10 protein-coding genes are annotated in these 12,253 nt (G+C 38.1%); all 10 read left to right on the top strand.

What is annotated here, in order from left to right:
* Positions 1-21 precede the first annotated feature (21 nt).
* Complete coding sequence (rnhB, locus tag AC4E8C_RS08170; protein WP_490211614.1) at positions 22-810, top strand: ribonuclease HII; 789 nt, start codon at positions 22-24, stop codon at positions 808-810.
* A 194-nt stretch (positions 811-1,004) separates the two neighbouring features.
* The gene (gene sucC / locus AC4E8C_RS08175; RefSeq protein WP_490211615.1) at positions 1,005-2,165 is read left to right on the top strand and encodes an ADP-forming succinate--CoA ligase subunit beta; all 1,161 of its coding nucleotides are present in this window, start codon (positions 1,005-1,007) and stop codon (positions 2,163-2,165) included.
* A gap of 23 nt (positions 2,166-2,188) precedes the next feature.
* Positions 2,189-3,091, top strand: a complete 903-nt coding sequence (gene sucD, locus AC4E8C_RS08180) for a succinate--CoA ligase subunit alpha (protein WP_490211616.1) — start codon at positions 2,189-2,191, stop codon at positions 3,089-3,091.
* 131 nt (positions 3,092-3,222) lie between these two features.
* Complete coding sequence (gene dprA, locus AC4E8C_RS08185; RefSeq protein ID WP_490211617.1) at positions 3,223-4,128, top strand: DNA-processing protein DprA; 906 nt, start codon at positions 3,223-3,225, stop codon at positions 4,126-4,128.
* A gap of 374 nt (positions 4,129-4,502) precedes the next feature.
* The gene (gene topA, locus AC4E8C_RS08190) at positions 4,503-6,581 is read left to right on the top strand and encodes a type I DNA topoisomerase (protein ID WP_490211618.1); all 2,079 of its coding nucleotides are present in this window, start codon (positions 4,503-4,505) and stop codon (positions 6,579-6,581) included.
* Positions 6,582-6,814: 233 nt separating this feature from the next.
* Positions 6,815-8,122, top strand: coding sequence for an FADH(2)-oxidizing methylenetetrahydrofolate--tRNA-(uracil(54)-C(5))-methyltransferase TrmFO (trmFO, locus tag AC4E8C_RS08195; RefSeq protein WP_490211619.1), 1,308 nt, complete (start codon positions 6,815-6,817; stop codon positions 8,120-8,122).
* Between the two features lie 276 nt (positions 8,123-8,398).
* Complete coding sequence (gene hslV / locus AC4E8C_RS08200; RefSeq protein ID WP_490211620.1) at positions 8,399-8,941, top strand: ATP-dependent protease subunit HslV; 543 nt, start codon at positions 8,399-8,401, stop codon at positions 8,939-8,941.
* A gap of 21 nt (positions 8,942-8,962) precedes the next feature.
* The gene (gene hslU / locus AC4E8C_RS08205) at positions 8,963-10,366 is read left to right on the top strand and encodes an ATP-dependent protease ATPase subunit HslU (protein ID WP_490211621.1); all 1,404 of its coding nucleotides are present in this window, start codon (positions 8,963-8,965) and stop codon (positions 10,364-10,366) included.
* A gap of 120 nt (positions 10,367-10,486) precedes the next feature.
* The gene (gene codY / locus AC4E8C_RS08210; protein WP_490211622.1) at positions 10,487-11,266 is read left to right on the top strand and encodes a GTP-sensing pleiotropic transcriptional regulator CodY; all 780 of its coding nucleotides are present in this window, start codon (positions 10,487-10,489) and stop codon (positions 11,264-11,266) included.
* A gap of 198 nt (positions 11,267-11,464) precedes the next feature.
* On the top strand, positions 11,465-12,169 hold the full coding sequence (rpsB, locus tag AC4E8C_RS08215) for a 30S ribosomal protein S2 (protein ID WP_490211623.1): 705 nt from the start codon (positions 11,465-11,467) through the stop codon (positions 12,167-12,169).
* Positions 12,170-12,253 lie beyond the last annotated feature (84 nt).

Raw genomic sequence — 12,253 nt, forward strand, 5'->3', positions numbered from 1 at the left:
AATACGATTAAGGTGAATAAAATGACTAAATTATCAATTGCACAAGTAGAAGCAAAACTGAAAACAATTGTTGAAGAGACAGATCCCTTCCTCATTGAACTACATAAAGATGAAAGAAAAGGTGTTCAACAATGTTTGACTAAATGGAGCAAACAGAGGGCACATGAAAAATTTCTGCGCAATAAATTTATTGAAATGAATCAATACGAACAAAAGTATCGAAAGCAAGGATTCAAACTAATTGCAGGGATTGATGAAGTGGGAAGAGGACCGCTTGCAGGCCCAGTTGTGACGGCTGCTGTTATCTTACCAGAAGACTTTTTTCTAGCTGGGATTGATGATTCGAAAAAGCTATCGGAACTAAAAAGACAAGAATATGATCAAATTATTAGACGGGACGCGCTGGCCTATAGTATTTCGATGATTGATGCAGAAGTGATCGATGAAATTAATATATATGAAGCAACCAAAAAGGCCATGCTGGCAGCGATTTCCTCACTCGAACTTCAGCCTGATTTTTTGCTTATAGATGCGATGAAGCTTGATACACCCTATCCATCGGAATCGTTGATTAAAGGGGACGCAAAAAGTGTCTCCATTGCTGCTGCTTCCATCATTGCAAAAGTAGCTAGGGATGGGTTAATGAAAGAACTATCCCGAACCTATCCAGCGTATGGCTTTGAGCATAATATGGGATATGGGACAAAGGAGCATATACAAGCAATAAGTCTGCATGGGATTACTCCTTATCATCGAAAGAGCTTTGCTCCAATAAAGGAATTTTATCAAGATATAATTTCAAAAGCTTAAAAAACAGGGTAATCCTGTTTTTTTTTGTAATTTATGCTAGGAATGGTCTGATTCTCAGGAATTTTTGTAATTTATTATTCAGAATTTTTTAAAGATGAGTATAATTTTATTGCATAATGGTAGACAAGGTTTGCATCATTATATAAAATGAAAACGGAGTCAATTTTTTGAAGAGTTTGATAGGAGGATGGGAAATGAATATCCATGAGTATCAAGGAAAAGAGATCCTCAAGAGTTTCGGGGTTGTGGTTCCTAATGGAAAAGTGGCATTCACGGTTGAAGAAGCAGTAGAAGCAGCTAAAGAACTAGGAACACAAGTATGTGTAGTGAAAGCGCAAATCCATGCAGGCGGACGGGGGAAAGCCGGTGGAGTAAAAGTTGCCAAAAACCTTGAAGAGGTTCGTACATATGCAAGCGAAATCCTTGGAAAAACCCTAGTTACACACCAAACTGGTCCTGAGGGTAAAGAAGTAAAACGCCTCCTAATTGAAGAAGGCTGCGACATTAAAAAAGAATACTATGTTGGTTTAGTATTAGACCGTGCTACTTCACGGGTTGTCTTAATGGCCTCTGAAGAAGGCGGTACGGAAATTGAAGAAGTAGCAGCTAAAACACCTGAGAAAATTTTTAAAGAAGAAATCGATCCAGCGATCGGCTTACAGCCGTTCCAAGCACGTCGTATTGCCTTCAATATTAATATTCCTAATGAGTTAGTCAATCAAGCTGTGAAGTTTATGATGGGCTTATACAATGCTTACATTGAAAAGGATTGCTCCATCGCTGAAATTAACCCATTAGTGGTTACCGGTGACGGCAAGGTTATGGCGCTTGATGCTAAATTAAACTTTGATTCAAATGCTCTTTATCGCCAAAAGGATGTTATGGCATACCGTGACCTCGAAGAAGAGGATGCGAAAGAAATTGAAGCTTCAAAGTATGATTTAAGCTATGTTGCTCTCGATGGCAATATCGGCTGTATGGTTAATGGTGCAGGACTTGCGATGTCCACGATGGATATTATTAAACATTATGGCGGTGATCCCGCTAACTTCCTTGATGTTGGGGGCGGTGCAACTGCTGAAAAGGTTACAGAAGCCTTTAAAATTATCCTTTCTGATCCAAACGTAAAAGGTATTTTTGTCAATATCTTTGGTGGAATCATGAAGTGTGATGTTATAGCTGAGGGTGTTGTAGAAGCAGCTAAGCAGGTTGGACTAAGTGTTCCACTTGTTGTTCGCTTAGAAGGAACAAATGTTGACTTAGGTAAGAAAATTCTTGCAGAGTCAAGTGTTGAAATTATTGCTGCTGAATCCATGGCTGACGGCGCACAAAAAATCGTTTCATTAGTGAAATAGGATCGAAGGAAAGGGGAATTAACGTGAGCGTTTTTATTAACAAAGATACGAAAGTTTTAGTTCAGGGAATTACAGGCGGAACCGCCCGTTTCCATACAAAACAAATGCTTGAATATGGAACAAAAATTGTCGGCGGTACATCACCAGGTAAAAAAGGACAAGAGGTTGAAGGAGTGCCAGTCTTTAATACCGTTAAAGAAGCAGTAGAAGCTACAGGGGCAAATGCTTCGGTTATCTACGTGCCTGCTCCCTTTGCGGCTGATTCCATTATTGAAGCAGTTGATGCTGAATTAGATCTTGTTATCTGTATTACAGAACATATCCCTGTATTAGACATGGTAAAAGTGAAGCGTTACATGGAAGGCAAGAAGACTCGCTTAGTTGGTCCAAACTGTCCAGGTGTGATTACGGCTGACGAATGTAAAATTGGCATTATGCCTGGTTATATTCATACAAAAGGTCATGTTGGGGTGGTTTCCCGTTCTGGAACACTAACATACGAAGCTGTTCACCAGCTTACACAAGCAGGACTTGGCCAAACGACTGCAGTTGGGATTGGCGGCGACCCAGTCAATGGTACAAACTTTATCGATGTCCTAAAGGCATTTAATGAAGATCCTGAGACCTATGCTGTTATCATGATTGGTGAAATTGGCGGTACAGCTGAAGAAGAGGCGGCTGAATGGGTTAAAGCAAACATGACCAAACCGGTAGTAGGTTTTATTGGCGGCCGCACTGCACCTCCAGGAAAACGTATGGGCCATGCAGGGGCAATCATTTCTGGCGGTAAAGGAACAGCAGATGAAAAAATCCGCGTTATGAACGAATGTGGAATTAAAGTAGCTGATACTCCTTCTGTTATGGGTGAAACGTTAATTGGAGTATTAAAAGAACAAGGCTTATATGAAAAATGCAAAACGGTTTAGGAGTCCAAAACTCTTAAAACTGATGTGCTAGATTATAAACTTTTCAACTTAGAAATAGTACAGATAGTCCCTCGATTTTTGAGGGACTATTCCTCATTAATTAATTATAAAATCAATGGAGGTTTGTTTAGATGGATGACTTTAAAGAAAAATTGATTCACTTGCTGCATTACCCCAATATCTCCTGGGATACAGTCTTTCAAATTCTAAAAAAAGACCCTGCACTTCAGTCCTTATATCGTGTACAAACACAGTCCTTTCAGCAATTATCCATGTTCTCTGCAAATAGCCCCGAACACCCTTCCGAAACTACTTCCAAAACTACTTTTTCTCCTGAAATCATTCACGAACAAATTCGTAAATATGAAACTAATGATATTGAGGTTATTACCCTATTTGATAAAGAGTATCCTCACTTTTTAAAAGAGATTTATCAGCCGCCTTGGGCTTTATTTACCAAAGGGGATGTATCACTTCTAAAAAAGGAGCCCAAGCTTGCAGTGGTGGGTTCCCGCCAAGCAACACAATATGGAAAAAATGCGATTAGACTTATATTTCCTGAACTTATTGACCACGATGTTCTTATTGTTAGTGGTTTAGCAAGAGGAATTGATGCACTTGCCCATGAATATGCCATCAAAAATGGCGGTAACACGATTGCTGTCATTGCAGGCGGGTTATATCATATTTATCCAAAAGAAAATATGAGTCTTGCATTAAATATGATGAAAACCCAGTTAGTCCTCTCGGAATACCCCCCTGACACAAAGCCGCAGAAATGGCATTTCCCTGCTCGAAATCGGATCATTAGTGGTTTATCCCGTGGAACATTTATTATTGAGGCAAAACGAAAAAGCGGCTCATTAATTACAGCTAATTTTGCAGTTCAAGAGGGAAGAGATGTATTTTCACTTCCAGGCAGTATTCTTAATCCCTATTCTGGGGGGACGAATGATTTAATTCAACAAGGGGCGAAACTTGTGACGAAGGCTGAGGATATTCTGGAGGAACTCAATTTAAATTGTAGATTATGCTAGATCTTCAAAAAATTATGATGTAATAAATGAAGGTTTTTTCGATTAAATGGAGAAATTAGCGTAAAAAGGTTGCAAAATTTTCTTTTATGTTATACATTTTCCAACAGATATTCAAAAATAAATGTATAAATTATATATTCTAGCAATGCATGGAAAATAACATGGCTTATAGTTAAAATTCAATAAATAATGTGGTTCTTTAACATATAATTGAAAAATATTTGGGATAAGAAAGTTTTGTAAAGTATTTTCTCCGGTTCAAGTTGTTAAAACTGGAATTTAGGAAAACTTCTCAAATGGTTAGCAGTTTCGAAGCAGGTATTTTGTTAAAGCTCGAGGTGCTTTCACACTTTCCCTCTTAAGGAGGATATAGAATGGCAGAATATCTTGTAATTGTTGAATCACCAGCAAAAGCAAAAACAATTGAACGATATTTAGGCAATAAATATAAAGTAAAAGCATCAATGGGACATGTTCGAGATTTACCGCGGAGCCAAATGGGCGTAGATGTTGAAAATAGTTTTGAACCCAAATATATAACGATACGTGGTAAAGGTCCAGTGTTGAAAGAATTAAAAACGGCAGCTAAAAAGGCCAAAAAAGTTTATCTGGCAGCTGACCCGGATCGTGAAGGGGAAGCAATTGCTTGGCATTTAGCACACAGTTTGGATGTCGATATTCACTCGGATTGCCGTGTTGTCTTTAATGAAATTACAAAGGATGCTATAAAGGAGTCCTTTAAACATCCGCGTCCCATTAACATGGATTTAGTTGATGCCCAGCAGGCACGGAGAATTTTAGACAGACTTGTAGGTTATAATATCAGTCCGCTCCTTTGGAAAAAAGTGAAAAAAGGGTTAAGCGCAGGTCGAGTACAATCTGTTGCAACACGTTTAGTCATTGATAGAGAAAAAGAGATTAAAGCATTTACTCCAGAAGAGTACTGGACGATTGAAGGGGAATTTTTAAAAGGAAAAGATCAATTTAACGCTGCTTTTTATTCCTTGGCGGGTCAAGATAAAAATGAACTAAGATCTGAAGATGAAGTTAAAACAATTTTAAAACAATTAAAAGGCAATAAGTTTAAAGTAATATCAGTAGCAAAAAAAGAACGCCGCAGAAATCCGGCACCGCCCTTTATTACATCTTCTTTGCAGCAAGAGGCAGCAAGAAAGTTGAATTTCCGTGCCAAGAAAACGATGATGTTAGCTCAGCAACTGTACGAGGGGATTGAACTTGGCAAAGAAGGAACAGTAGGTCTTATTACCTATATGAGAACGGATTCTACACGAATTTCTGATATTGCACAGGCAGAGGCTGCAAGTTATATAAAACAGGAGTATGGAGAGAATTTTTTAAAGGAAGAACAACGGAAAGAAAAGAAACAAGCAAATGCTCAAGATGCTCACGAAGCAATTCGGCCTACTAGTACATTAAGAGATCCTAATAGCTTAAAACAATATCTTTCTAGGGATCAGCTTCGCTTATACAAATTAATCTGGGAACGCTTTCTAGCCAGTCAAATGGCTCAAGCAATCATGGATACGATGAGTGTTGACTTGAAGAATGGAAATGTGATTTTTCGTGCTACAGGCTCAAAAATTAAATTTCCTGGCTTTATGAAGCTTTATGTTGAGGGTTCCGATGATCAGGTGGATGGACCGAATAAAATGCTCCCTGATCTTAAAGAGGGCGATGAAGTATTTCAAAAAGATATCGAGCCCAAACAGCATTTTACACAGCCACCGCCTCGGTATACTGAAGCAAGACTTGTAAAAACGTTAGAAGAGTTAGGGATTGGTCGGCCTTCCACATATGCACCTACATTGGACACCATTCAAAAACGGGGATATGTGGCGCTTGATAATAAACGCTTTATTCCAACCGAACTAGGTGAACTAATAAATGAAATGATTCTTGAATTCTTCCCTGAAATTCTTGATGTAGCATTTACGGCTAGAATGGAAAAGGGATTAGACTATGTGGAAGATGGAAAGATGAAATGGGTCCAAGTGATTGATGAGTTCTATAAGGATTTTGAAATTAATCTCCTTAAGGCAGAAAAAGAAATGCAGGAAGTAGAAATTAAAGATGAGCCAGCCGGTGAGGATTGCGAAAACTGTGGCAGCCCGATGGTCTATAAAATGGGCCGATATGGGAAGTTTATGGCTTGCAGTAATTTTCCAGACTGTCGGAATACAAAGGCAATCGTAAAAGAAATTGGTGTTACTTGTCCTAGTTGTAAAGAAGGCCAGGTAGTAGAACGGAAAAGTAAGAAGAAGAGGTTGTTTTACGGTTGTACCAGGTATCCAGAGTGTGAATTTATCTCTTGGGATAAACCACTGCCTCGCGCCTGTCCTAAATGTGAAGGCATGCTGGTTGAGAAGAAATTAAAAAAAGGGATCCAGGTACAGTGTACGTCCTGTGATTACAAGGAAGAGCAACAAAGCTAAGAGTGGTCAAATCCACTCTTTTTCTTATGAAAGCACAGCCCTAAAGAATTTTTTCTGCTTCAAGTGAAAATCAGAAACAGCACCGGTTTGTTACCAGTTCTATAATCAAAAAACTTTTTTGTTTTTGATTCGTATAGTAAAATGCAAGATGGACTTGAATGTGGGAAAGGTATATATAGTATTATTTTATCCAAAATGGTAGTGAGGATAGAAATTATTCCAGGAGGTTCTTAATGAAAGATATAGTAATTAATGTAGTTGGCGCTGGATTGGCCGGAAGTGAAGCAGCATGGCAGATTGCGAAACGAGGCATCAAGGTTCGACTTTATGAAATGCGGCCAGTCAAGCAAACACCTGCCCATCATACGGATAAATTTGCTGAATTAGTTTGTAGTAACTCCTTAAGGGCAAACACATTAACAAATGCAGTTGGCGTTTTAAAGGAAGAAATGAGAAAATTAGATTCTGTTATTATTACTGCTGCTGATGCGTGTTCTGTCCCAGCTGGTGGTGCACTTGCTGTTGATCGTCATGAATTTGCTGCTAAAGTAACGGAAATGGTTAAGAACCATGAAAATGTAACGGTTATTAATGAAGAAGTAACGGAAATTCCTAGTGGACCAACAGTAATTGCGACAGGTCCACTAACGAGTGAGGCTCTTTCAGCTCAACTGAAAAGCATAACAGGTGAAGATTATCTTTATTTTTATGATGCAGCTGCGCCAATTTTGGAAAAAGACAGCATTAACATGGACAAAGTATATTTAAAATCCCGCTATGATAAAGGGGAGGCGGCATACCTTAATTGTCCAATGACTGAAGAAGAATTCAATCAATTTTACGATGCGCTTACAACAGCTGAAACTGCCCCTTTGAAGGAATTTGAGAAAGAAGTATTTTTTGAAGGCTGCATGCCAATTGAAGTAATGGCTGCAAGGGGTAAGAAAACCATGTTATTTGGACCATTAAAGCCAGTGGGTTTGGAAGATCCAAAAACAGGGAAAAGACCATTTGCAGTGGTGCAGCTGCGTCAAGATGACGCCGCTGGAACACTGTTTAATATTGTCGGTTTTCAGACACATTTAAAATGGGGAGCACAAAAGGAAGTTATTCATTTAATTCCGGGTCTGGAGAATGCCGAAATCGTTCGCTATGGTGTGATGCACCGCAATACTTTTATAAATTCTCCAAAGGTTCTAAAAGCAACTTATCAATTCCGCAGCCGTGAAGATTTATTTTTTGCCGGCCAAATGACTGGGGTCGAAGGCTATGTAGAATCGGCTGCAAGTGGGTTAATTGCCGGAATTAATGCAGCACGGTTAGCCGCTGGCGAAGAGACTGTTGAGTTTCCAGCTGAAACGGCGATTGGCAGTATGGCCCATTATATTACGACTGCCAATCCAGATAACTTTCAACCGATGAATGCCAATTTTGGCTTGTTTCCGGAACTGCCAGTTAAAATTAAAGGCAAACAGGAAAGAAATTTACAGCATGCCAATCGTGCGTTAGACACAATTCAGAACTTTGTGAAAGTTTTGTAAAGTTTATTGCAAGGGCTATCGAAGTATGATACGATTTAGTAGCCCTTGTCAGGTAATTTGTATGAAAATGTGAAAGTTTTATTAAACTTATTAGTCTGCTGTTTACAAATAAAGAGAATTTACGCAAAATAAAGAATTGAACATTATCAACTTGTTTTCAGTGATTTTGTGTTTGCTCGTTCAATAATTGATCATACTTGTAGTTAATTACCCAGTTATATTTACATACTTTTTGTTTTTATAAACGGAAATTACTCCAAAAGGAGGAAGAATAGTATGGGTGAATTTCATGCGACGACTATATTTGCCATCCATCATAACGGTGAATGTTCAATGTCAGGTGATGGGCAAGTAACATTAGGGAATTCAGTAGTGATGAAACACACAGCAAGAAAGGTTAGAAAGATATTTAATGGTAGGGTATTAGCTGGTTTTGCTGGTTCAGTTGCTGATGCTTTTACGCTTTTTGAACTTTTTGAAGGAAAGTTAGAAGAGTATAACGGAAATCTCCAAAGAGCGGCTGTGGAGCTTGCTAAAGAATGGAGAAGCGATAAAATGCTTCGGAAGTTAGAAGCAATGTTAATTGTTATGAATCGCGAAAGTTTGCTTTTAGTTTCTGGCACAGGCGAAGTGATCGAACCGGACGACGGCATTCTCGCAATTGGCTCAGGTGGAAATTATGCATTAGCTGCGGGTCGTTCATTAAAAAAATTTGCAGGGGACCAATTATCTGCAAAAGAAATTGCTAAAGCTTCTTTAGAAATAGCCGCAGATATATGTGTATTTACAAACCACAACATTATTGTTGAAGAGCTATAATGGGAAGGAGACCTAAAAAAGATGGTGAAAACAACTGATTTAACTCCGCGCCAAATTGTCGAAAGACTTGATCAATATATTATTGGACAAAAGGATGCCAAGAAAGCAGTTGCTGTTGCATTACGAAACCGTTACAGAAGGGGCTTACTTAACGACAAACTCCGTGAGGAAATTATTCCTAAAAATATTTTAATGATCGGACCAACTGGTGTCGGTAAAACTGAAATTGCCAGAAGAATGGCAAAGCTCGTCGGTGCGCCGTTTATAAAAGTGGAAGCGACAAAGTTTACTGAAGTTGGTTACGTCGGACGCGATGTTGAATCAATGGTAAGAGACTTGGCTGAAACATCTGTGCGTTTAGTAAAAGAGGAACGGATGCAAAGTGTGAAGGAACGAGCTGAAGAAAATGCAAACAGCAGACTTGTTGATTTACTAGTTCCTTCAGCAAAAAAACCAACAAACTATAAAAATCCACTTGAAATGTTATTTGGTGGTGGAAATTCTGCAACCGAACCAGAAACACATCAAGAAGACTATTCTGTCCAAGAAAAACGAAAGATCGTCAAAGAAAAACTAGCCCTTGGTCAGTTAGAAGATGAAATGGTTACAGTGGAAGTTGAGGAGCAAACTCCTTCGATGTTCGATATGCTTCAGGGTTCAGGCATCGAACAAATGGGTATGAATATGCAAGATGCCTTAAGCAGCTTCATGCCGAAAAAACGTAAAAAAAGAAAATTAACTGTTCGTGAAGCTAGAAAGGTATTAACTAGCGAAGAAGCTTCAAAGCTTATCGATATGGATGAAGTAACATCAGAAGCCATCTATCGTGCAGAACAGAATGGGATTATTTTTATTGACGAAATTGATAAAATCGCCAGTAAAAATACAGGAGGTTCTTCCGCGGACGTTTCGAGGGAAGGGGTTCAAAGAGATATTTTACCTGTTGTAGAAGGATCAACTGTTGTAACAAAATATGGTTCCATTAAAACAGACCATGTATTGTTTATTGCTGCAGGCGCCTTTCATACAGCTAAACCATCTGACTTGATTCCGGAACTTCAAGGACGTTTCCCGATTCGTGTTGAATTAACTAAGTTAACTGTAGATGATTTCTTTAGAATCTTAGTTGAACCTGATAATGCCCTAATTAAACAATATCAAGCATTATTGGAAACAGAAGGTATACAAATTGAATTTTCTGACGATGCTATTCGTAGAGTAGCAGAAGTGGCATTTGAAGTGAATCAAAACACAGATAATATTGGTGCTAGACGACTTCATACAATATTGGAAAAATTATTAGAAGACCTATCATTTGAGGCACCAGATATTACGATGGAAAAGATTACGATCACGCCGCAATATGTAGATGATAAACTTGGGGCTATTTCTAAAAATAAAGACTTATCTCAATTTATCTTGTAACAATAAAAGCTTAAACCTGATACATCAGGGTAATTACACTAAAAACTTGTACGATTAATAGTACATGGTGAATAATAGCAAATTTAATAATGGTTGTAGTCATTTAGGAGGAAGAAACAGATGGATTTACTGACAAAAACGAGAAGAATAAATGTTTTATTGCAAAAGGCGGCAGGAAAGCCAGTTAATTTTAAGGAAATGTCTGAAGTATTGAGTGAAGTAATAGAAGCGAATGTTTACATTGTAAGCCGCCGCGGAAAACTTTTAGGATTTTCAATTTATCAGCAAATTGAAAACGAACGAATGAAAAAAATGTTTGAAGATCGTCAATTCCCTGAAGAATATACAAAGGGCCTATTTAATATCCAAGAAACATCATCAAATTTAGATATTCAAAGCCAATATACCGCTTTCCCAATTGAAAACGGAGATTTATTCAGTGAAGGCTTAACCACGATTGTTCCGATTATCGGTGGAGGGGAACGTCTTGGAACTTTAATTCTTGCAAGATTGCAAGAAAAATTCCATGATGATGATCTTATCCTTGGAGAATATGGCGCAACAGTTGTTGGTATGGAAATCTTACGTGAAAAAGCAGAAGAAATTGAAGAAGAAGCTAGAAGCAAAGCAGTAGTTCAAATGGCGATTAGTTCATTATCATATAGTGAATTAGAAGCGATTGAACATATTTTTGAAGAACTAAATGGCAAAGAAGGTTTATTAGTTGCATCAAAAATTGCTGATCGTGTTGGAATAACTCGTTCTGTTATTGTTAATGCATTAAGAAAACTTGAAAGTGCTGGGGTTATTGAATCACGTTCGCTAGGAATGAAAGGAACTTATATTAAAGTCTTAAATGATAAGTTTCTTGTTGAACTTGATAAATTAAGATCCAACTAAAATCATGAATCCCCAGTTGTTGCTGGGGGTTTTTTATTTATTGAAAAGTAAATCTTGATTGTTAAGTAGACATGTGCTATATTAGTTCATGGTGTTAATACACACGCTTATTGATTTAAACAGACGGTGCTGTTTTCAACAGTTTCTGTTTAAAAATGATATAGGCGGAGGAAAACAAACCATTAGGAGGAAAAAAACATGTCAGTTATTTCTATGAAGCAATTGCTTGAGGCTGGTGTACATTTCGGACACCAAACTCGCCGTTGGAACCCAAAAATGAAGAAATATATCTTCACTGAGCGTAACGGTATCTACATTATCGACCTGCAAAAAACAGTTAAAAAAGTGGAAGAAGCTTATAACTGGGTTAAGGAACTTGCTGGTAACGGCGGAACAGTTCTTTTTGTTGGTACAAAGAAACAAGCTCAAGATTCTGTTAAAGAAGAAGCAGGCCGTTCAGGTATGTACTATGTTAACCAACGTTGGTTAGGTGGTACATTAACAAACTTTGAAACCATTCAAAAGCGTATTGGCCGCTTAAAAGATATCGAAAGAATGTCAGAAGACGGTACTTTTGAAGTATTGCCTAAGAAAGAAGTAGTACAATTAAAGAAAGAACAAGAGCGTCTTGAAAAATTCCTAGGCGGAATTAAAGACATGAAACAACTTCCTGATGCCCTATTCATCATCGACCCTCGTAAAGAGCGCATCGCTGTTGCAGAAGCTAAGAAGTTAAACATTCCTATCGTAGGTATTGTTGACACTAACTGTGATCCAGATGAAATCGATGTTGTTATTCCAGCAAATGACGATGCTATTCGTGCCGTTAAACTATTAACTGGTAAAATGGCAGATGCAATCCTTGAAGCTAAACAAGGTGAAGAAGTACAACAAGAAGCGTAAGCTTATGGATTAATCAAAAGGTGATAAGAGGGAGACCCTTTATCACCTTTTTTTAAAGAAAACATGCCGATAACAAAATTTTTG

This window comes from Neobacillus sp. SRL179 (assembly GCF_984799095.1).

Excerpts from the sequence above, each read along its gene's own strand:
- rpsB (WP_490211623.1), top strand. The coding sequence starts at position 11,465 with ATGTCAGTTATTTCTATGAAGCAATTGCTTGAGGCTGGTGTACATTTC.
- hslV (WP_490211620.1), top strand. The coding sequence starts at position 8,399 with ATGGGTGAATTTCATGCGACGACTATATTTGCCATCCATCATAACGGT.
- hslU (WP_490211621.1), top strand. The coding sequence starts at position 8,963 with ATGGTGAAAACAACTGATTTAACTCCGCGCCAAATTGTCGAAAGACTT.
- sucC (WP_490211615.1), top strand. The coding sequence starts at position 1,005 with ATGAATATCCATGAGTATCAAGGAAAAGAGATCCTCAAGAGTTTCGGG.
- dprA (WP_490211617.1), top strand. The coding sequence starts at position 3,223 with ATGGATGACTTTAAAGAAAAATTGATTCACTTGCTGCATTACCCCAAT.
- trmFO (WP_490211619.1), top strand. The coding sequence starts at position 6,815 with ATGAAAGATATAGTAATTAATGTAGTTGGCGCTGGATTGGCCGGAAGT.
- topA (WP_490211618.1), top strand. The coding sequence starts at position 4,503 with ATGGCAGAATATCTTGTAATTGTTGAATCACCAGCAAAAGCAAAAACA.
- codY (WP_490211622.1), top strand. The coding sequence starts at position 10,487 with ATGGATTTACTGACAAAAACGAGAAGAATAAATGTTTTATTGCAAAAG.
- rnhB (WP_490211614.1), top strand. The coding sequence starts at position 22 with ATGACTAAATTATCAATTGCACAAGTAGAAGCAAAACTGAAAACAATT.